General features: G+C 41.4%; 20 protein-coding genes. 9 read left to right on the plus strand and 11 right to left on the minus strand.

Translation table 11 applies throughout. From position 1 onward, the window contains the following. Positions 1 to 10 precede the first annotated feature (10 nt). Positions 11 to 1,291, minus strand: a complete 1,281-nt coding sequence (locus tag ACOQOE_RS09265; RefSeq protein WP_420553837.1) for a DEAD/DEAH box helicase — start codon at positions 1,289 to 1,291, stop codon at positions 11 to 13. 315 nt (positions 1,292 to 1,606) lie between these two features. On the opposite strand from ACOQOE_RS09265, the gene ACOQOE_RS09270 reads away from it, so the two are divergent. After that, entirely contained in the window at positions 1,607 to 2,074 is a 468-nt protein-coding gene (locus tag ACOQOE_RS09270; RefSeq protein ID WP_082792384.1) for a DUF3465 domain-containing protein, read from the plus strand. Between the two features lie 114 nt (positions 2,075 to 2,188). Continuing rightward, positions 2,189 to 2,467 carry a hypothetical protein gene (locus tag ACOQOE_RS09275; RefSeq protein ID WP_067865619.1) on the plus strand — a complete coding sequence of 93 codons (279 nt, stop codon included), beginning with the start codon at positions 2,189 to 2,191 and terminating at the stop codon, positions 2,465 to 2,467. 140 nt (positions 2,468 to 2,607) lie between these two features. On the opposite strand, the gene ACOQOE_RS09280 is transcribed toward ACOQOE_RS09275, so the two are convergent. Further along, a complete protein-coding gene (locus ACOQOE_RS09280) occupies positions 2,608 to 3,204 on the minus strand; it encodes a winged helix-turn-helix transcriptional regulator (protein ID WP_231867961.1) in 597 nt (198 codons plus the stop codon). A gap of 223 nt (positions 3,205 to 3,427) precedes the next feature. On the opposite strand from ACOQOE_RS09280, the gene ACOQOE_RS09285 reads away from it, so the two are divergent. The 3 genes from ACOQOE_RS09285 (at position 3,428) to ACOQOE_RS09295 (ending at position 6,814) form a co-directional block, all read left to right on the plus strand. Further along, positions 3,428 to 3,712 (plus strand): DUF4242 domain-containing protein, encoded by a 285-nt coding sequence (locus ACOQOE_RS09285; RefSeq protein ID WP_067865613.1) that lies wholly within the window; start codon positions 3,428 to 3,430, stop codon positions 3,710 to 3,712. 314 nt (positions 3,713 to 4,026) lie between these two features. Then, positions 4,027 to 6,003, plus strand: a complete 1,977-nt coding sequence (locus tag ACOQOE_RS09290) for a methyl-accepting chemotaxis protein (RefSeq protein WP_420553838.1) — start codon at positions 4,027 to 4,029, stop codon at positions 6,001 to 6,003. A 385-nt stretch (positions 6,004 to 6,388) separates the two neighbouring features. Then, positions 6,389 to 6,814: a DUF1353 domain-containing protein gene (locus ACOQOE_RS09295; protein ID WP_067865694.1), complete on the plus strand. Its 426-nt coding sequence runs from the start codon at positions 6,389 to 6,391 to the stop codon at positions 6,812 to 6,814. Positions 6,815 to 6,919: 105 nt separating this feature from the next. Here the strand turns inward: ACOQOE_RS09295 and ACOQOE_RS09300 are convergent, their stop codons facing one another. Further along, complete coding sequence (locus ACOQOE_RS09300; protein WP_067865607.1) at positions 6,920 to 7,393, minus strand: FKBP-type peptidyl-prolyl cis-trans isomerase; 474 nt, start codon at positions 7,391 to 7,393, stop codon at positions 6,920 to 6,922. 158 nt (positions 7,394 to 7,551) lie between these two features. On the opposite strand from ACOQOE_RS09300, the gene ACOQOE_RS09305 reads away from it, so the two are divergent. Continuing rightward, positions 7,552 to 7,962 carry an acyl-CoA thioesterase gene (locus ACOQOE_RS09305; protein ID WP_420553839.1) on the plus strand — a complete coding sequence of 137 codons (411 nt, stop codon included), beginning with the start codon at positions 7,552 to 7,554 and terminating at the stop codon, positions 7,960 to 7,962. Between the two features lie 74 nt (positions 7,963 to 8,036). Here the strand turns inward: ACOQOE_RS09305 and ACOQOE_RS09310 are convergent, their stop codons facing one another. The 3 genes from ACOQOE_RS09310 to ACOQOE_RS09320 all read right to left on the minus strand — a co-directional run bounded on the left by ACOQOE_RS09310 (position 8,037) and on the right by ACOQOE_RS09320 (position 11,832). Further along, positions 8,037 to 8,693 carry a hypothetical protein gene (locus ACOQOE_RS09310; RefSeq protein WP_420553840.1) on the minus strand — a complete coding sequence of 219 codons (657 nt, stop codon included), beginning with the start codon at positions 8,691 to 8,693 and terminating at the stop codon, positions 8,037 to 8,039. Positions 8,694 to 8,840: 147 nt separating this feature from the next. Then, on the minus strand, positions 8,841 to 10,094 hold the full coding sequence (locus tag ACOQOE_RS09315; RefSeq protein ID WP_420553841.1) for an MFS transporter: 1,254 nt from the start codon (positions 10,092 to 10,094) through the stop codon (positions 8,841 to 8,843). Between the two features lie 139 nt (positions 10,095 to 10,233). Then, on the minus strand, positions 10,234 to 11,832 hold the full coding sequence (locus ACOQOE_RS09320; RefSeq protein WP_420553842.1) for an isocitrate lyase: 1,599 nt from the start codon (positions 11,830 to 11,832) through the stop codon (positions 10,234 to 10,236). A gap of 853 nt (positions 11,833 to 12,685) precedes the next feature. Between ACOQOE_RS09320 and ACOQOE_RS09325 the strand changes: the two genes are divergently transcribed. Then, positions 12,686 to 12,934 carry a hypothetical protein gene (locus ACOQOE_RS09325; RefSeq protein WP_420553843.1) on the plus strand — a complete coding sequence of 83 codons (249 nt, stop codon included), beginning with the start codon at positions 12,686 to 12,688 and terminating at the stop codon, positions 12,932 to 12,934. 154 nt (positions 12,935 to 13,088) lie between these two features. On the opposite strand, the gene ACOQOE_RS09330 is transcribed toward ACOQOE_RS09325, so the two are convergent. Both ACOQOE_RS09330 and ACOQOE_RS09335 read right to left on the minus strand, forming a co-directional pair. Further along, complete coding sequence (locus ACOQOE_RS09330; RefSeq protein WP_420553844.1) at positions 13,089 to 13,652, minus strand: hypothetical protein; 564 nt, start codon at positions 13,650 to 13,652, stop codon at positions 13,089 to 13,091. A gap of 202 nt (positions 13,653 to 13,854) precedes the next feature. Further along, on the minus strand, positions 13,855 to 15,453 hold the full coding sequence (locus ACOQOE_RS09335; RefSeq protein WP_420553845.1) for an isocitrate lyase: 1,599 nt from the start codon (positions 15,451 to 15,453) through the stop codon (positions 13,855 to 13,857). 175 nt (positions 15,454 to 15,628) lie between these two features. On the opposite strand from ACOQOE_RS09335, the gene ACOQOE_RS09340 reads away from it, so the two are divergent. Beyond that, complete coding sequence (locus ACOQOE_RS09340; protein ID WP_067865576.1) at positions 15,629 to 16,573, plus strand: LysR family transcriptional regulator; 945 nt, start codon at positions 15,629 to 15,631, stop codon at positions 16,571 to 16,573. A 272-nt stretch (positions 16,574 to 16,845) separates the two neighbouring features. Then, positions 16,846 to 17,718 carry a hypothetical protein gene (locus ACOQOE_RS09345; protein WP_067865573.1) on the plus strand — a complete coding sequence of 291 codons (873 nt, stop codon included), beginning with the start codon at positions 16,846 to 16,848 and terminating at the stop codon, positions 17,716 to 17,718. Positions 17,719 to 17,822: 104 nt separating this feature from the next. Here ACOQOE_RS09345 and ACOQOE_RS09350 read toward each other — a convergent pair whose 3' ends face one another. The 3 genes from ACOQOE_RS09350 to rnk all read right to left on the minus strand — a co-directional run bounded on the left by ACOQOE_RS09350 (position 17,823) and on the right by rnk (position 19,471). Next, positions 17,823 to 18,164 carry a zinc ribbon domain-containing protein gene (locus tag ACOQOE_RS09350; protein ID WP_067865570.1) on the minus strand — a complete coding sequence of 114 codons (342 nt, stop codon included), beginning with the start codon at positions 18,162 to 18,164 and terminating at the stop codon, positions 17,823 to 17,825. Between the two features lie 428 nt (positions 18,165 to 18,592). Continuing rightward, complete coding sequence (locus ACOQOE_RS09355) at positions 18,593 to 18,988, minus strand: DUF2391 family protein (protein ID WP_067865567.1); 396 nt, start codon at positions 18,986 to 18,988, stop codon at positions 18,593 to 18,595. Positions 18,989 to 19,057: 69 nt separating this feature from the next. After that, a complete protein-coding gene (gene rnk / locus ACOQOE_RS09360) occupies positions 19,058 to 19,471 on the minus strand; it encodes a nucleoside diphosphate kinase regulator (protein WP_067865564.1) in 414 nt (137 codons plus the stop codon). Positions 19,472 to 19,585: the final 114 nt, after the last annotated feature.

Consider the following 19,585-nt stretch of genomic DNA (forward strand, 5'->3'; position numbering starts at 1 on the left):
TTTATATGTTTTAACCCCAAATATCTTTGTTTTTTCTATCTTCCGTTTTATGGCTTGTGTGTTTTTTCGTGCTTTTGTTTCTAGGTTTGGGCGCAGGCGCTTTGCTTTTGCGAACATAGTTTAAGATGGAAACCGGTACAACTTTTCTGACGGGAAAGCCTTCAATCTCTTTACGCTCGATTATATGGTCTAAACGGCTTTCAATCGCACAGAGATTTTTAAAGTCCCCCATTGCGACAAAAGATATAGCTTCACCGGTGGCTCCTGCACGGCCAGTTCGGCCAATACGGTGGATATATTCTTCTGGTTTGAAGGGGAGGTCGTAATTGACCACACGACTAAGTTCGCCAATATCTATACCACGGGCAGCAACGCCGGTAGCGACTAAGTATTTTAGTGCGCCTGACTTAAAATCCGCTAAGATCTTTTCACGCATGGCTTGGCTTCTATCGCCATGAATAGCTTCTGCTACAATCCCGCGTTTTGCTAATTGGTCGACCAACTTGGCTGCGCCGTGTTTCTTTTCAATAAAAATCAGTGCTTGATCCCATTGCTGATCCTTAATTAAATGGCTCAGGAGTGCCGATTTAGTGTCTTTATCAACAGTGATTCGCCACTGATTTATGGTTGTAGCCGTTTTGGTTTTTGGTGAAACCGAGATCTCAACGGCAGGTTTAGCTACTTTACTCGCAGAAAAATCATCTGCGATGGCGCGAACGCCATCGCTCATGGTGGCTGAGAATAGGAGGTTTTGACGGGCTTCAGGTAAACGCTCGATGATCTTGTGTATCTCATCGCCAAAGCCCATATCGACCATTCTATCAGCCTCATCTAGCACTAAGACTTCCAGCTCATCAAAATGTAATGCGCGCTGGTGGGCCAGATCTAATAATCGGCCGGGCGTTGCTACAAGAATATCTGCACCTTGAATTAAGCGCTTTTTTTGTGGCTCGCTATCTACGCCACCATAAACGGCCATTGAGCTTAGGTTTAGGTGTTTACTGTATTCTGCAACATTGCCCGCCACTTGCACGGCTAATTCTCGTGTTGGGGTGAGAATGAGTACCCGTATGCGCTTGCCTCGAAGAGTGCGTTCTTTGTTGAGCTTTTCGAGTATAGGTAGAACAAAAGCAGCGGTTTTACCTGTGCCTGTTTGGGCTGTCGCAATTAGATCTTTTCCCGCCAAAATAAGGGGAATAGCTTGTTTCTGAATTGGCGTTGGCGCGGTATAGCCCAGATCGTTAATTGCTTGTAAAAGAGGAGTAGATAAACCAAGGTTTGAGAATGGCATAAAGGCTCGGATAGATTGTCATAAGGAGAGTAGGACGAAGTATAGCGTAAAACTTACTAGGGTTGCCCGGAAGGTTTAAAAAACCTATAGGACAGCGTAGGTTGATCGCTGACTTGGGCTCTTGTTTTAGTCAATCTGAGAAGGGGAAGATCGAAGGCGTTTTGGCATAGATTCGGGTAAGATAAGTCCGTGTTCGCCAGCGGATGGTGCTAAGTATGAGAAGGATGCTCACACGTTATGTCAGTGTTTTTCTTTGGATTCATCAATTGCTTTGGATCATGGCGTATTGATCATCGTTAATCTCATGGGAAAATAATGAAGAAGTTAATATTAGTCTGTTTAATTGGGTTTGGTCTGTATTCATATGTTCAGGAAAACCCACAAGTTGCTCGGTATGTAAGTGAAGTCATTAATACTGAGGGGTCATCAAATCGTGCAGACTATTCATCCAGTGATAAGGCGTTACAAAGGGCATTTGATCATAGACAGAGCGATTTACAGGTTGGAGGCTCTGGCACCGTGATAAAAATATTAGCAGACGATTTGCAAGGTAGTCGTCATCAAAAATTCATCCTTAAATTGTCGACTGGGCAAACCTTATTGGTTGCCCATAATATTGATTTGGCGCCACGCATTAATGCATTAAGGGTAGGTGATCGAGTTAAGTTTTTTGGTGAATATGAATGGAATGCTAGAGGAGGGGTGGTTCACTGGACGCACCATGATCCACGAGGACGTCATGAAGGAGGGTGGCTGCTACACAATGGGAATATATATCAGTAGGGATGCTTTGGCTCTTAGCTGAGTATTATACTCAATAGGTGCGTCACGCGTATCCTCTGTACAAGTCGGGCGCATAAAATTACACTGTGCTCTTGTATTATCTGTGAGAGCCCTATGAAAAATACCTTAAGAAAACTTTTTGCGCCTATCTTAAATATTTTCGAATCCGGTGGAGGTGAATATAGCTATAAAGCGTCTCATCGTAAGATTTTGATGTATATGGGGCTCTTGTTTTTTGTGCTTTCAACGTTGTCAGGTATTACAGCCATCGCTTCCGACCAGTTAGGCGGTCTTATCCCTATTCTGGTCTTTTTCGTAATTGGTTTTGTGTGTTTGATTGTTGGTTTTTTAGGAAGTGATCGCGCGGTTTCTAAAATCTGGGGCAGTCGATAGTTAGCATTTAAGAGAGAAAACAGGATGGTTATAACTGGTAACTACCCTTACCCAATCTTCTTAGTGTCAATTTGCCCTATATTTTTTTCATCTATTCAAAACAGACTCGACTAATTAGTAGGGGCTTTGCTGCTACTAGGTTAGATCTCAGTGGCTGCAGGAATTTCTGCAAAAACGCTATTATCCATCCAACTATTGACATTATTCGTGAGTGCTCTCGGTCCTATGAGTTGTAGCTTTTGTGCACGAATCGCTGCCTTATAAGTAGTGTAGCCCATCCAAATCTCGATCATTGTACGCAGATCGGTGTTAAACCAGATATCAATCTCTTTGCCTGGATCAACGGTACAAATATCGACATTTTCATTAGTGACCACAATCCACCATTTGGCCATCTGGTTTTGATCAGTAAAATTAAACGAGATAATCGTACTTTCACCGGGTAAATTTTCTGGGTTAATGCTGCGTTCTAGGTAGAGCATAAGCAGCTCTATATCAAGTTCGGAGTCGGGAAGTTGACTTCGCGTCCAGCGCATTCCCCATTCACCTATCTGTTGAATAATAGGCGCTAACTCTTTACCCGATTCAGAAAGAAAGTATTCATATCCCCGTTGACCAGAAATTTTCTTACGGATCACAAGCCCATTTTCTGTGAGTTCATTTAAACGTTTGGTTAACATGGTTGGCGAGATAGCTGCCGTGCCCCGTTGAAAATCATTAAAGCGTTTCCCACCCATTAATAGCTCCCTAATAATTAGTAGGGTCCATTTTTCGCACAAGATTTCTGAGGCTTTGGCGAGAGGGCAGAATTGTAAATATTGCATAGTTTCACTCAATCAGGTTTTCTAACTACATAATCTGTAGTTTAGTGCTACAGTTTACATAGCATTTTTAAGGGGCAATTGATTTTAGTATCAGTGTACTAGATAACAACAAAAACATTATATGGAGTTCTTATACATGCCTAAGTTCATTATTGAGAGAGATATTCCGGATATAGGTTTGGCTGATGATGCAGCGTTAAGTGCCGCGGCCGAAAAATCAAATGAAGTGCTATCTGCTATGCAGTCAGAGCAAAAAGATATCAGTTGGGAAAACAGCTACGTTGTTGGAGATAAAACCTTCTGTATCTATAACAGCGCGGATGAAGCGTTAATTCATGAACATGCGGAGCGAAGTGGATTTCCGGCTAATACCATCTCAGAAATTAAAAGTGAGATAGACCCTACGACCGCAGACGCCTAACTAGGTATTTTGTTAAGTGTACGATAGGTTGTGGTTTTGTTGCCCTCCCATAGCTTATCGTGCGCTTAGCCCTATTCGAATACTTTCCCTCCTTATTCCTCTTAATTACAAATCAAGTCTGAGTAAGCTTTCCTAAGCTTAAGATTTTTAAGCGCTTATTTAATAGCGGCCTCCCTATTATCAGCAATAAATTGTTGCTGTTTGTCATATTTTTGTCATCTCTCGGTAGTCTAATAACACGCATTCGGAATTAATATTTCCGTAGGAAAAGGACGTTCATTTTTTAATCACATGTTGTAATGGCGTACAAATCTATGAAAATCTCTTTGCTAACTAAGCTCACCTCACTTGCTCTTTTCCTTATCCTTGCTGTGCTTACTATCTCTATAGTGTGGTCGCTTGATCGTCTAAACGATGCCTATCAGACCAGTACGAGCTATTACGAATATGAAGCGAGTACCCGTCACGCAATTGAAAAGCCTATAAACACCTACCTGCTGACAGGTGATGCAACGCTGCTTAGTAAAATTAGTAATGATATTAATGAACTGATTGGGGAAACACAGCAGAACCGATTATTGCCGTCAGACATTAAAACCCCTGCGGTGGAGCAGATGATATTGGTGCGAGATAATGCTTTGAGTACTTTACGAGAAGCGGGAAAATTATCTAATCCGGAGCTTTTGCTAGTAAATAGTGAGCGAGAAATGTTCGCCGAGATAACGGCAATAATGGAATATGTTGCTAAAGCGGAGAACGCTCCAAGCGATCTTAAGCAGAAGTACTTGAACTTGTCAGCTGAATTTATCAATTATCTAGTACCGACCATTTATGTGAGACAAAATAGCGCCTCAAAAGGCGATAGCTCAATATTAAAGAGCAGTGAAAGTTATTTAGTTGGCATGCAAGAGGCGGCCGAAAAACTCTATGCTTTACCTCGTTTAGGTGTTTATAAAGAGGCTGAGGTTGAGGAAGATGAACTGGCTAGTGTATTAGGTTGGGATACCGAGGAAAGTAATGGCCCGGCAGAAGATATTGGTGAAGCATCTTTGCAAATTATTAAAAATTTAGCAGGACGCTACCCTAAAGAGTTAGATAATATCGCTAAATTTACTGAGCAAAAACAGCAAGGTAGTTTGGCCGCAAAGGAGCAAGTGCTCAAGCTTGAACAGTCTCTCCAAGGTTTAGAAGGTACTCTGGAAGAACACTATCAGAACATTTTACAGGATGTATACCTGTTACTGGCGGTCTGTGTTGTTTTGATCATTATTACAGGCGCCTGTATGTCGATGATTAAATACCGTCTGGCTGCCATTCTTCATCGTGCAACTGATTATGTAAGTCGCTTATCTGAAGGTGATTTAAAAATGCAGATGGATATGCCTAGTAAAATCAGTGAAGTAGCAACGTTACGTATCTCTATCAATAGTTTAAAAGATTACTTCTCTGACCTGCTGACGAATATTAAGCGTGAAACTGGCGTACTTAAAGAGCTAGAGTCCAATATGAACACTAGTGCAAAAAACCTTAGTTCTATTGTGGCTGAGCAACAAGCTAGTACACGCAGTACTGCAGAGCAGATGGAGCAACTAAAGAGCTCATTCGTCGAAGTGGCTGACCATGCGGCTCATACACGTGAATACACAAATCAAGCTAATGACCTGACCCAGAAAGGTATTCGGTTGATGAGAGGTACTCATAACAATATCGCCGAGCTTTCGAGTGATGTTGCGGGGACTAATGATGCGCTTGTTTCCTTGAAAGGGGATACGGAGTCAATCCTACAGGCGTTGTTAATCATCGAGGAGTTTTCGGATCAAACCAATTTGTTAGCACTTAACGCGTCAATTGAGGCGGCGAGAGCTGGTGAGATGGGACGAGGTTTTGCGGTAGTTGCTGATGAGGTGAGAAATTTAGCAGGAAATACTTCGCGTGCTGCGAGTGATATTAAGAAATTGACCAATAAGCTTAATGCAACCACCAATGATGTAGTGGAGCGCACTCAGCTCTATATGCAAAAAACTGAAGAAACTATGCAGATTGCAAATGAAGCGGAACAAGCGATTGGTGAAATAGCAGAGGCTAATTTGAGCATCAGCCAGATGAGTTCACAAATAGCTTCAGCAACCGAGCAACAGTCTCAATTAACGATGGAGATTGTTAATGCTATGTCAAAAAATACTGATCTAGCGAATAACAGCTTAAACGAAGCGGAAAATAATCGATCTTATGCGGATAATCTTGTTGTTATTAGTGGCAAGCTTAATCAGATGATTGTTCAATTTGAATAACCATTTATATTGCCTCAGGTTTTAATAGACTGTTTTTATCGCGGGTTACATGGTTAGTCTGTTTACAGGTCACTAAGTACCTGATGGCAATGAAGTCTCTGAACATTATCATTTTGTTATGTTAGGAATATGATTAAGGCTCTGAAGGAGGGCTATATTACCCCGGTTGAAATTAAAGCTGAAAAACCAATGTAGTGACATGATTGATGTTGGTGGTAGCGATATTAAACCTCTTTGTTTAGAATATTTTACGTTTTTATATAAATGCAGGATTTATAGCGCTGTTGGTATTGAGCTGTTAAATGAATAGGTAGTTTGTGACTCCGCTTCTATACTCTGTACTATGCTGAAAGGTTTACGTTATTTTATTCGTGAGGAAAATGCCATGGAATGCATCGAATATAAGAAAGGGTATAAATACCAGATAGTTGATGATTATGTAACGTCCATCCCATTTTTGCCGAGTAGCGATATTCGTTCGCCTTCGGGCTATATTGAGCTAACAAAGGATGGACTGCTTAGCATTAAAAAGGGATATGCGTGGGACGGCCCTTCAGGCCCGACTATTGATACGCGAGATTTTATGCGTGGATCGTTAGTTCACGATGCTTTATATCAATTAATGCGTGAGAACTTGTTGGATAAAGATGAAGATCGCGATGCTGCAGACCGGCTCTTACAACAAATGTGTCAAGATGATGGTATGTGGGCATTAAGGGCATGGTGGGTCTATATTGGGTTGAAGTTTTTTGGTGATCCGGCGGCAGACCCTGCGAACAAGCGACCCGTGACTAAAGCACCTAACCTATAACAATTAGCTTAGGTATACAAAAAAGAGGCCCGCACATAGGTGCGGGTTAGGAAAGTAGCGCACAGACCTTACGCATTAGAGCAGGATAATATAGAGCTTCCATTTTTACTTAAAATCGATCAGCTCTACTTCAAAAATAAGCGTTGATCCTGGGGTAATTATACCTGCTGAGCCATTGCCGTAAGCAAGTTCGCTTGGAATATAAAAGCGTGTTTTTTCTCCCACAACCATCAACTGTACACCTTCCGTCCAGCCTTTAATGACTTGGTTTAATCCGAATTCTATAGGTTCACCACGCTCTACTGAACTATCAAAGACTGAGCCGTCAATTAAGGTGCCGTGGTAGTGTACTTTTACTTTTGATGTGGCTTTTGGATGCTCCTCTCCCGTACCTTTTGTTAACACTTCGTACTGTAAGCCAGAGTCTGTTTGTGTAACGTTTTCTTTGGTTAAATTAGACGCTAAAAAAGTTTCTCCTGCTTCTAGGTTATAGGCCAATTGCTGCTTTGAATTTTGATGGTTTTTATAGAGAAAAAACAAGATGGCAATAATTAGGATAGGAAGCAGGTAATTTAGCATTGTATAGCTCCGTAGTAGGTGAGTTTATTTGGGGCTCGTTGATTATCTAGATCCTGAACAGTATGACATAGTGTTACTGGTTTTGATTGAAGTTGTCATTCCTTCTTCGGCTAGATAGTTTACAGTGAGTTTTTTAATTATCTATATGTGAGGCTGGGATGGATCTGGAAAAAAGTAAGTTACTATATAGCTGTTCAATCCCTGTTCGGTGGGGTGATATGGATGCCTATGGGCATGTCAATAATGCGATGTACATGCGTTATCTTGAAGAAGCGCGGGTGCAGCTTTTAGATAATATGAATGTGGAGCTTGACCCTAATGGGCTGGCCCCTGTCGTAATTGATATAGGCTGTTCATTTATTCGACCGGTGGTCTATCCTGATCAATTACGTATTGATTGCTATATTAGCGATCCAGGGCGTTCGAGCTTTATGACTTACTATAAGGTTTTCAGTCAGCATGATGACAAAGCTATTGTGAGCCAAGGGCATGCAAAGGTGGTATGGATTGATCACAGGACTGAGAAATCAGTTCCATTGCCTGATGCTGTTCGTGCCTTATTTGATTAGAGGTTTTTTGGTCTATTTGTCGGGGATTAAATGCGTTTTTATAGTGTGAAAATTTTGGATTCAATGGATGAATTTTAGCTAACGATAGAGTAATTATTAGCTAGAAGAGTCGTGACTATATCTTCCTCTACTGGTACAGGATCGTTGTTGATTGTTTTTGGGGTCTCTGATTCTTCAGCAGAAATTTGTGCAAGGTTAAAATATAGATAGTCCTGCATCCATTGCTGATATTGCTGTAGCCAATCACACATTAACTCCTCTAAAGATGTTTCATCAATGGTGAAACCCGCTTTTAAGTCTGCTTTTGTATATAACGAGCCTTTCAGTAAATCTTCGTGTGTGGGGTGGTTTTTAGAGTAGTACTCAAGTGTGACATGGCCTGATAGGCGGTTCTCTAATATGAAGCTTATACGATCAAGGCTTAAAGGGGCATAGTTGATCGCTTCTATCAGTGACTCTACTTTTTGATCAAAGCATAAAATGGTTGAATCGGTATAAAAAGCAGCAACAAGAATTCCATTGACTCTAAACAGGGCTTGAATTTGTTTCTCTTGCTGGGCTAAGTAATGTTTTTTTTGTGTAACAGGAGAAAACTGCTCGAGCATTGTTAAATAAAATTGATCCATCTGTTGGATAGAAAGAGCGCTCTTCGTTGCAGGCAGATGCTTTTTCAAAGGCTCATCAATAGGGATATGCGCCTGAGCATTAAATGATGCCTGTGTACTATGCATAGAGCTGATCTCCATAAGTTTACTGTACATAATCTACAGCAAAGGAAATGCCAACTATTTAACTCTATGTTTTTTAAGAGAGAAGTTATGTGAAAGGCGGTTTATTATCGTTTTTAAGGCAAAGGATTGCCGTAGAAACGGCAATACTTAGCGAGAAGGTATTTTAGGCCTAAAGAGAGTTGTTAATATGATAGCCAACGTCGTTGCACAAGCACAAAGGAGGTAGCTTGATGTGAATGATTCGCTTTGTTCTGCTAAATACCCGGCTAATGTTGGTCCTGAAATTTGGCCTATAGCAAAGAAAAAGGTGACATAGCCAAAGGCTTTGCCCGCAGCGGATATAGGTAAAATATCACTGATCATTGCAGCGATAATTGCGGGAATACTAAAGGCTGATATTCCAAATAATGTCATGGATAAAAATAGGGTGAATGTTCCTATTTCTGATGCTGCTAAAGAGTATGCAAGTGTTTGCAATATAAACACTAATATTAGGCCAAACCTGCGCCCAAACCGATCAGATAGACTGCCAAAAATAGCACCTGAGAAAATACTCAGAATGCCCATTGTCATCCATAGTGATCCAGCGTCACTTTCTGTGAAATGATATTGCTCAACCAGAGTTGTTACGATAAAGGTTGCATAAATCACATAGGTAAAACCAAATAAGAAATAGATTGAGCCTATATGAAGGATCAATTTACTGATGGATTTAGATGCTTGTTTATCAGATTCTAAGCCTGCGGGTTTGGAGGTAGCTTGCAACGGATCGGTAGAGGATGAAGACTCATATCCATAAGGTTTTAAATTTAGTTTAGTTGGGTTGTTACGAAAGAGAAACGCCGTGATACATGCGGCCAGAATGATGATTAATCCAAATGCTCCCCAGCCGACTTTCCAGCCATCGTCGAGCCATGTGCTATTTAGCCAAGGAATTAATGCGCCACTAGCAACAATGCCTAAGCCGTTACCCATGATCATAAATCCCGCTGCACGGCCTCGATGCTGCACAGTAAACCAATGGGCGACTAAGCTCATAACCGCTATGTTAGCAGTACCACTACCTATACCCGTTATGAAATATAGAAGTGTGATAATCATAAAATGGCTGCTGAAGCTGATTAAAAACATGCTTATGCCAACTAAGATTAAACCTAAGAATATGGAGTAGCGCGCGCCAAACTTATGAATAAGGTGATGACAAAGTAATACAGCGAATAGATAGCCAATAAAATTACCCGTACTGATAAGTCCCATCTGTGTATAGCTTAGTTGAAGGCTGCTGCCCATAGAGGGTAGTAACATACCGAGTGCAAAACGGCCTAGTCCTAAGCAAGCGAAGAGAGAGATCGCGCCAGACAGAGCAATAGTCCAAGCATAGTGGAACTTATTAGTAAGCATCTATAGGGCCAATAAAAAATAGGAATTATTGATAATAACGAGTGTGTGAAATAAAGGTAAGAGGAGAGGATGTTATTCTAAATTATTGAAATAAAAAAGGACGCCGAAGCGTCCTTTTTTAGTCTGAAGTGCTTAACAATTAACCGAACTGGTTAGATGTGTTTTTCGCACCGCCAGCTTTAAGCGCGTTTTCACCCGCAAAGTATTCTTTGTGGTCATCACCGATGTCTGAACCAGACATGTTCTGATGTTTCACACAGGCGATACCTTGACGGATCTCTTCACGCTGAACATTCTTAACGTAACCCAACATGCCTTGCTCACCGAAGTACTCTTTCGCTAGGTTGTCTACAGACAACGCAGTTGTGTGGTAAGTCGGTAGAGTGATCAAGTGATGGAATACGTTTGCTTCACGTGATGTGTCAGCTTGGAATGTACGTGTACGTTCATCAGCTACGGCAGACAATTCAGAATCGTCATACTCTGCGCTCATTAGGTTAGCACGGTCGTATGCAGACACATCTTTACCTTCAGCGGCCCAAGTATCGTAAGTTTGCTGACGGAAGTTTAGTGTCCAGTTGAACGATGGAGAGTTGTTGTAAACCAATTTAGCATCTGGGTGAACTTTACGTACGTCATCCATCATGCCTTTGATTTCGTGTACGGTTGGTACAGCCGTTTCGATCCATAGAAGGTCTGCACCGGCATTGATCGCTTCAATACAGTCAAATACGCAACGCTCATGACCTGTACCTTGACGGAACTGGTATAGACCGGATGGTAGACGCTTAGGACGAACAAGCTTGCCGTCACGGTTGAAGCATACATCGCCTTCAGCCATATCAGCTACATCGATCTCTTCAACATCAAGGAAAGAGTTGTAAACATCGCCTTGATCGCCAGGTTCATTAACAACAGCGATCTCTTTAGTTAGGCCAGCACCTTCAGAGTCAGTACGTGCAACGATGATACCGTTGTCAATGCCTAGCTCAAGGAAAGCGTAACGTAGAGCACGTAGCTTAGCGTGGAAGTCAGCGTGAGGAACGGTTACTTTACCATCTTGGTGACCACACTGCTTCTCATCAGCAACTTGGTTTTCGATCTGCAGTGCGCAAGCACCGGCTTCGATCATCTGCTTAGCCATTAGGTAAGTTGCTTCAGCGTTACCGAAACCCGCATCGATATCTGCAACGATTGGCACAACGTGAGTCACGTGGTTGTCAATTTGGTCTTGGATCTTAGCTTCAGCAGCAGAATCGCCTGCTTCACGTGCAGCGTCTAGTTCACGGAATAGACCGCCTAGTTCACGTGCATCTGCTTGGCGTAGGAAGGTATAAAGCTCTTCTACTAAGCTAGCAACGGTTGTTTTCTCGTGCATAGATTGGTCAGGAAGAGGACCGAATTCAGAACGTAGTGCAGCTACCATCCAACCAGAAAGGTACAAGTAACGACGGTCAGTTTTGCCACCGAAATGTTTCTTAATGGAGATCATTTTTTGCTGACCAACAAAACCGTGCCAGCAACCTAAAGACTGCGTGTACAATGATTTGTCTTTATCAAATGCAGCCATGTCAGCACGCATAATGTCGGCAGTGTACTGAGCGATATCTAGGCCAGTTTTGAATTTATTCTGAGCGCGCATACGAGCTGCAGATTCTGGGTTAATAGCGTCCCAAGGGCTACCAGCAGCTGCTTTTGCAGCAGAGATAGTTTCAATGTCTTGGTTCAATGCGGACATGGTCAATCCTCTACAGAGTAATCTGTTCAATAAATTAAATTTTGGCGAGTCACAAGCCCAAGCCAGTATTTCCCTTAGCTCAACTTATATTTTTGATTATCGTTGAAACGATAATCTGACCAAGCAATGCTGTTGAGTGCACTGAGTGGTTATGTGAGTAAATAATGGGGGTATTTTAGAACTTCGTAAAGCTACTTTTTGTGCATGTGCAAAACTGTAGTATTGCTACATAACGCATATCTATAAAAAGGTAAATTAACTACAAGAAGAAAGGGCGGGAAATAGCATTAATCCCTATATATAGGAGTCTTTAGCGCTCATCACTAAGTAGTAGCGACTTTGGTATAACGCTTTGTTTTGCTAAATTACAAGTTTTTTAGTTATTTTAAATGTATTTAATATTCCAAATAATTCTAAATGTTTCTGACTACATAAATCATATGATTACTTGAATTTAAAGGCTTTTAAGCCATTTTCTGGATGTTCTATAGATTGTTTAACGTCAAAATAAATTGTAAAGCTATTTTGTTGTTGGATTTATTCATATTATGAGGTGAAGTTAGTCAGTAAATCGGCTTACAGTCATCATGTTATGGAAGAAAGTTTTTCAATATTACGCGGGCTTCTTTCAATTTTCTCTACGTTATTTTTATTTTATTCTTTTGGTTTTACGCATTTGCAGCATGATTTTTTCTTAGAATATCAGTCCTCTTTTTGGATAGGTTTTATGAGTATTTTTATATCACTTTAATTTTAGCTTGTTTTGTAAGAAATAGTTTTTTTAGATTGTGTTTTTTGCTTAAAAGGATAATCTCTGTAACCCGCTACTCGTTATGAAAAGAGAGACATTATTGTGTATTTAAAACGTAAATTTACAGTGCATTTAGATGCCTTGATTGTTATCAGCTTACTCTTTATCTGTTCTATAGGGTTTAACTTTGTTCAACTTCAGCAAGTAAAAGGCTTAAGTCGAGATGTGGTTAATTTAGAAGGTAAAGTCTTAGTGCATGAATTAAATCTTAGCTCGCAGAAAGCTTATATTAATCAGTTGAAGTCTAAGTATGACGGAGAAGAGGGTATTGCAAAGATTAAGGATGAGTAGGTGATTGCTATGGGGTAGATCTAGTTGAATATAGCGAGGTTATGTAAATACTAAATAGTTGGGTTTCAAACGGATTTATCTATACAGAAACAATAATTAAAAAGGACGCCGTAGCATCCTTTTTGTAAATTATGTAGAGCAAACTGGTGGGTAGTTAACCCGTGATGGTGTCTAGGTATGCGGCATCAATGTCGGTATTAATGTACGCCATACCTAATTTGTTTAGGTATTCCATACGGTCTGCTTTCATTAAATCAATTTCTGGCGCATCAAAGCCATTTTCTTGATAAATACCTGCAAGGTAGGCCATAAAGTGCTCGCCTTCTTTCACTAATAATAAGCTAGCTGCACCTACATCAGGTTTAATTTGTGCATTTAGTGCTTCCGGAAGGTTTACAGCAAGAACAGCGGCTTGCTCATCACCTTCGATTCGTACGCTGCGGTCTCGAACGGTTTGCTGGGCCCAGTAAAAAGCTAGCTCTTTGCTTTGTGTTAAAAAAACCGGTTCAACTGATTCTGTATAGGCATTGCCGATTGTTGCCATGGTTTTCTTTGCCGCATCTTTCAGCGCTTGATCACCTGAGCGTTTTAACCCTTGTTCTTTTATTGAGTCGACCAGCGCCGATGATGTCCCATGATACCAAGTATTACCTGTAGTAAATCCTTGCTCAGTTAACAAATCTTTAGCATCTTTAAGAAAATCAGGTGTATCAGTCATATTCGAAATCACTTAATCAGTTTGCAGTAGAAAACGGGCTAGAATTTTAACGTAAAAAGCCATTCGAGTCTTTCGACAGATCTTAGAAATCTTATCTATAAAAAAGGCGGCCCTTGCTACAGGTGCCGCCTTATGCTCCAGTATAGGAGTCTGCCCTAATTAACGCTGGAAAATTAATTAAGGCAGTTAACGCTAATTAAGCTTAGTTAAACTGGTTAGAGGTGTTTTTCGCACCGCCAGCTTTAAGCGCATTTTCACCCGCAAAGTATTCTTTGTGGTCATCACCGATGTCTGAACCAGACATGTTCTGATGTTTCACACAGGCGATACCTTGACGGATCTCTTCACGCTGAACATTCTTAACGTAACCCAACATGCCTTGCTCACCGAAGTACTCTTTCGCTAGGTTGTCTACAGACAACGCAGTTGTGTGGTAAGTCGGTAGAGTGATCAAGTGATGGAATACGTTTGCTTCACGTGATGTATCAGCTTGGAATGTACGTGTACGTTCATCAGCTACAGCAGACAATTCAGAATCGTCATACTCAGCGCTCATTAGGTTAGCGCGGTCGTATGCAGATACATCTTTACCTTCAGCAACCCAAGTATCGTAAGTTTGCTGACGGAAGTTTAATGTCCAGTTGAACGATGGAGAGTTGTTGTAAACCAATTTAGCATCTGGGTGAACTTTACGTACGTCATCCATCATGCCTTTGATTTCGTGTACAGTTGGTACAGCCGTTTCGATCCATAGAAGGTCTGCACCCGCATTGATCGCTTCAATACAGTCAAATACGCAACGCTCATGACCTGTACCTTGACGGAACTGGTATAGACCGGATGGTAGACGCTTAGGACGAACAAGCTTGCCGTCACGGTTGAAGCATACATCGCCTTCAGCCATATCAGCTACATCGATCTCTTCAACATCAAGGAAAGAGTTGTAAACATCGCCTTGATCGCCAGGTTCATTAACAACAGCGATCTCTTTAGTTAGGCCAGCACCTTCAGAGTCAGTACGTGCAACGATGATACCGTTGTCAATGCCTAGCTCAAGGAAAGCGTAACGTAGAGCACGTAGCTTAGCGTGGAAGTCAGCGTGAGGAACGGTTACTTTACCATCTTGGTGACCACACTGCTTCTCATCAGCAACTTGGTTTTCGATCTGCAGTGCGCAAGCACCGGCTTCGATCATCTGCTTAGCCATTAGGTAAGTTGCTTCAGCGTTACCGAAACCCGCATCGATATCTGCAATGATTGGCACAACGTGAGTCACGTGGTTGTCAATTTGGTCTTGGATCTTAGCTTCAGCAGCAGAATCGCCTGCTTCACGTGCAGCGTCTAGTTCACGGAATAGACCGCCTAGTTCACGTGCATCTGCTTGGCGTAGGAAGGTATAAAGCTCTTCTACTAAGCTAGCAACGGTTGTTTTCTCGTGCATAGATTGGTCAGGAAGAGGACCGAATTCAGAACGTAGTGCAGCTACCATCCAACCAGAAAGGTACAAGTAACGACGGTCAGTTTTGCCACCGAAATGTTTCTTAATGGAGATCATTTTTTGCTGACCAACAAAACCGTGCCAGCAACCTAAAGACTGCGTGTACAATGATTTGTCTTTATCAAATGCAGCCATGTCAGCACGCATAATGTCGGCAGTGTACTGAGCGATATCTAGGCCAGTTTTGAATTTATTCTGAGCGCGCATACGAGCTGCAGATTCTGGGTTAATAGCGTCCCAAGGGCTACCAGCAGCTGCTTTTGCAGCAGAGATAGTTTCAATGTCTTTGTTTAGTGTAGACATGCTCATTCCTTCCATATGTTCGACAACGTTTTATGTTGCCCTTTGTAATAGTTTCGATGTGGATTTTAGTGTGTGGCGACGCATAATTGAAATAAATGGCTCTTATTTGCAGTATTTATTGTGTGAATGTAGATGTGGTATTATGAAATTTCTTCAGTGTTTATGCGGCGTTGCTATGAATTTGGATAAGATCGACTTAAATTTATTGGTGTATTTAGATATTTTATTACGTGAACGTAATGTCACTCGCTCTGCCAGTTTATTAGGTATAACCCAGCCAGCGATGAGTAATGGCTTACGTCGTTTGCGCGAAACATTTGGCGATCCTCTGCTTGTAAGAACCAGTGAAGGGATGGCGCCGACTGAGCGGGCCCAAAGTCTCCAGCCGCTATTACGACAGGTATTAGCCTCGGTTGAGCAGGTAATTGAGCCCGCAGCAAATTTTGATGCAGCTTCTAGTGATCGTGTTTTCCGCATTATGACCAGTGATTACGGAGAGTCGACGTTAATGCCGCGACTCTTAAACCGTCTAAGGGAAGAGGCCCCTAACATTGTATTGGATATTCTTACGCCGAGTGATATGAGCTTTCAGGAGGTAGAACAGGGGCTTGTGGACATAGTGATTAATCGGTTTGATACGATGCCACAGTCATTTCATCAGAAGACATTATGGCGAGATAGTTTTTCCTGTCTCTTTTCTGTTGATAATCCTATAGCTGATGATTTCCGTTTAGAAACTTATTTGCTTGCACGCCATGTTTGGGTTAGTAAAACAGGTATGGGGGCTGGTATGGGGATTACGCCTAAAGATACTAAACGCTTAGGTTGGGTTGATGAGGCATTAGAACAGTTAAATGCAAAGCGTCATATCTCTGTCTTTACGCGGCACTATCAATCAGCAGCGTTGTTGGCTGAAGAAAAGGGATTGATAGCTACTATACCGACTAAGGCGGCTTCTCAGTCCCAATCGAATAACTCTCGTTTAGTGATGAAAACACCCCCTTTTGAGGTGCCTGAATTTGAACTAAAAATGGCTTGGAGTCCTCTTTTACAACATAACGTGGCCCATCAATGGATACGCCGTGTCATCACTGAAGTAGCACAAAACCATACTGAATGACTTCTGATTTTAAGCGGATTACTACCGTTTTATCATCGTATAGTAGTGTGAAACTATTCCAAGCCTCAGGTAGTGAAGCTGAGGGGGGTAAGTTTTTAGATAAACATTCAATTAAAGATGTGCGGATCTTGGTTAATCTGTTATAAGTATATTTATATCTTTGAGATGGTGATTTATGGAGTTGGTTAAGGCTTTATGTTTGTTCATAAGCGTCTATCCAATTTAAGACCAAGACAATCTGTTGAGTGATTTGATTATTTAGGGTGAATATTGTGAAAAAAGGATTACAAAAAACACTATCGGTTGCTATAGCATGCCTATCGCTGAGTGCTAACGTGGTTTTAGCGGCACCTGATAAGGCATGGAGTTTAGAGGGTTTTGATGAGCCTGAATCGGTTTTAGTGCATCCAACAAAACCACTGCTTTTTGTTTCCAATGTCAATGGCGACCCTGCTGCTTTAAACGGTAAAGGTTATATTAGTCTGTTATCGGATGAAGGTAAGGTTATTCGTCATGTTTGGGTTAATGGAATGGATGCACCTAAAGGGCTCGCAATGGATGAGCAATATCTCTATGTTGCTGATATGCAGCAAATGCACATTGTTGACCATGAAAAAGGTGAGCTGGTTCAATCAATCAAAGCTGAAGACAGTGTTATGCTGAACGATATAGCTATTGATGATAAAGGCGTTGTTTACTTGAGTGATATTCTTGGCGGTGGTGTTTATCGTTATGAAAATGACACGCTGACTAAATGGATTTCAACTGAGGCGCTGCCCCATCCAAATGGACTTCTTTTTAATCATGGACAGTTAACAGTTGCTACTTGGGGGACGGGTCTTCATAAGGATTTTACAACGGATATTCTAGGCGGGCTTTCTATTATTGATAGAGATACGAAAAAAATAACATCTTATAAAAATGCAGAAGCCTTTGGTAACCTTGATGGTATCGCTGAGATAGATGGCGCGCTGTTTATTAGTGACTGGATGAATGGCAATATCTTTAAATATAAAGACCATACGCTGGAATTGCTTTTTAATGAACCTAAGAAGTTTACCGGCGATCTTTCCTCGAAAGGGAATCTCTTATTTGTACCGTTAATGTTCTCACAGCGTATCGATGCTTATCAGATTGAACCTTAACTAAGCGTTATTTAATTTGCCTGTTAGGTTACGTATAGGCAGATGATGAATAAGATCTAGAGGCCTGCTTGCAGGTCTCTTTCTTTATGCAAACAACGTCGTTATTAATAATCGAAAGGGGATATGTCGCCTAAATAGTCCAGGCTTTCTCCGCACTTCTGACAGTAACTTGCGTTGGCTTTTTCTTGTGAGTGGCAGGCGGGACAGCGCACTGTAATTGCATCGCGTTTCGCTCGATCAGAGATGACCTTCGCCATCTCTCCTTTTAGGTCCGATCTAGGATCTAACCCACTATCCTCAAATAGATTCCAGAGTGATTCTGTAATGATCGATAGGGTTTCTAGTTTCAATTCAAGTGCGTTTATACGGGCTGAATTGATCTCAGATTCTAAAGAGGGGTTAGATTCGACTACTTTCTCTTGTCGGTTGTTTTTTTCTGAGGTCATCGGTTTTGGTGCCCTAGTTTTTGTGTGCATCGGTTTACAGGGTAAAGTGTACTGGATTTTTTGTTCATACATTTACTGTTGGGATGCCTTATAGCCAGATACTGGCAATAATAAGTGCTGAGATTATTATTGAAGAAGATGACAAGTAGAAACGCCAACCCTTGCAATTACCTAATACAACTAGATTTGCGATGTATGCACAACTAATAAGTAGTATAGGCAGTGCCATTTGAGCGGCCACATAGATAAAAGGATGGACGTCACTAAGTTGTTCGCTCGTGTAGTAGATCGAACAGGCAAGTAGGGGCACGAGGCAAATTACAGTGGCTTTAATCAGTATATTGGCTGATTTCATTTTATCCTTATTGCGTTAAGTTTGGCTTTTTAGACTAACTTCTTCATTTAGAAAGAATATTGTTAGGGTGAGATCACTCCTTATCAAAACTGTCGACGACAATAGCCCCCATTGAAGCTGGCATAGTGATTACAATAATACGTTTAAACGATGTTAGTGGATCTTCAAATAACGGAAGCTTGTTAAGACAAAACAGGACTAAGGCTACTACAAGCGCAGTCATAATATAGGCGATGGCGATTCGAGATATAAAGACAAGCTTTCTAGCCTTAACATCGGTTTGAAATACACTCTCATAGGTATAAAGGCCAAGAAAGGTGATGGATAGGGTAAACAGCATCAATAGGTTATAACCGGGTAGGGTTTCCCCTAAGCGCCAAGCTTCTTCAGAAAATGATATAGGTACGGCAAGCGCAAAAGCGCCTACAAATATCTGACTTGCGTCTTCAACGTTAAAGCTTAACTTCATGTGAGTTCCTATTGAATCGCTTAGCTACTGAGAGTGTGCACCTCTCAGCAGCTATTTATGGGCTATATGTTAACGATGGAGCTCGCCCGCTCGTTCTGGTTGGTATAATACCTCTGTTAACTTAACTTTCAGATCCCCACCACCAGGTTTTGGCCATTCGATTTCATCTCCTATAGATAGGCCTAAGAGGGCGCTACCAATGGGCGCTAATATAGAAATCTTTTGACCGTCTGCATCTACATCTTTGGGGTAAACAAGGGTTAGTTCAAATTCATCATTAGTTGATTCGATAACAAATTTAACGGTCGAGTTCATGGTAACGATTGTTGGCGGAACTTCGTCAGGCGCTACGACATTGGCCCGTTCAAGTTCAGCTTCTAGCTCCGTTTGGCCGGCAAAGCTGTTTTTTGGCAGGGACTCAATTAAATTATAGAGCCGATCTGCATCTAATGAAGTAATTGTTATTTCTGGCCTTGTGTTCATTTTTCTCTCTCAAAAATATTATTTTAAGCAACCTGTTATTAAATATTCACACAGATATATAAAAGCTTTTGTTCATCTTTTATGACCGCCCTCTATTCAATGTAATGACATACC

The organism is Neptuniibacter marinus (genome assembly GCF_965223595.1).
GTDB classification, from domain to species: Bacteria; Pseudomonadota; Gammaproteobacteria; order Pseudomonadales; family Balneatricaceae; genus Neptuniibacter; species Neptuniibacter marinus.

What these genes read in the sequence shown, in the direction of transcription:
- ACOQOE_RS09280 (WP_231867961.1), bottom strand. Translation starts at nt 3,204, where the DNA reads ATGGGTGGGAAACGCTTTAATGATTTTCAACGGGGCACGGCAGCTATC.
- rnk (WP_067865564.1), bottom strand. Translation starts at nt 19,471, where the DNA reads ATGAACACAAGGCCAGAAATAACAATTACTTCATTAGATGCAGATCGG.
- ACOQOE_RS09295 (WP_067865694.1), top strand. Translation starts at nt 6,389, where the DNA reads ATGGAATGCATCGAATATAAGAAAGGGTATAAATACCAGATAGTTGAT.
- ACOQOE_RS09305 (WP_420553839.1), top strand. Translation starts at nt 7,552, where the DNA reads ATGGATCTGGAAAAAAGTAAGTTACTATATAGCTGTTCAATCCCTGTT.
- ACOQOE_RS09290 (WP_420553838.1), top strand. Translation starts at nt 4,027, where the DNA reads ATGAAAATCTCTTTGCTAACTAAGCTCACCTCACTTGCTCTTTTCCTT.
- ACOQOE_RS09285 (WP_067865613.1), top strand. Translation starts at nt 3,428, where the DNA reads ATGCCTAAGTTCATTATTGAGAGAGATATTCCGGATATAGGTTTGGCT.
- ACOQOE_RS09270 (WP_082792384.1), top strand. Translation starts at nt 1,607, where the DNA reads ATGAAGAAGTTAATATTAGTCTGTTTAATTGGGTTTGGTCTGTATTCA.
- ACOQOE_RS09350 (WP_067865570.1), bottom strand. Translation starts at nt 18,164, where the DNA reads ATGACCTCAGAAAAAAACAACCGACAAGAGAAAGTAGTCGAATCTAAC.
- ACOQOE_RS09330 (WP_420553844.1), bottom strand. Translation starts at nt 13,652, where the DNA reads ATGACTGATACACCTGATTTTCTTAAAGATGCTAAAGATTTGTTAACT.
- ACOQOE_RS09265 (WP_420553837.1), bottom strand. Translation starts at nt 1,291, where the DNA reads ATGCCATTCTCAAACCTTGGTTTATCTACTCCTCTTTTACAAGCAATT.
- ACOQOE_RS09275 (WP_067865619.1), top strand. Translation starts at nt 2,189, where the DNA reads ATGAAAAATACCTTAAGAAAACTTTTTGCGCCTATCTTAAATATTTTC.
- ACOQOE_RS09335 (WP_420553845.1), bottom strand. Translation starts at nt 15,453, where the DNA reads ATGTCTACACTAAACAAAGACATTGAAACTATCTCTGCTGCAAAAGCA.
- ACOQOE_RS09300 (WP_067865607.1), bottom strand. Translation starts at nt 7,393, where the DNA reads ATGCTAAATTACCTGCTTCCTATCCTAATTATTGCCATCTTGTTTTTT.
- ACOQOE_RS09340 (WP_067865576.1), top strand. Translation starts at nt 15,629, where the DNA reads ATGAATTTGGATAAGATCGACTTAAATTTATTGGTGTATTTAGATATT.
- ACOQOE_RS09355 (WP_067865567.1), bottom strand. Translation starts at nt 18,988, where the DNA reads ATGAAGTTAAGCTTTAACGTTGAAGACGCAAGTCAGATATTTGTAGGC.
- ACOQOE_RS09310 (WP_420553840.1), bottom strand. Translation starts at nt 8,693, where the DNA reads ATGCATAGTACACAGGCATCATTTAATGCTCAGGCGCATATCCCTATT.
- ACOQOE_RS09315 (WP_420553841.1), bottom strand. Translation starts at nt 10,094, where the DNA reads ATGCTTACTAATAAGTTCCACTATGCTTGGACTATTGCTCTGTCTGGC.
- ACOQOE_RS09320 (WP_420553842.1), bottom strand. Translation starts at nt 11,832, where the DNA reads ATGTCCGCATTGAACCAAGACATTGAAACTATCTCTGCTGCAAAAGCA.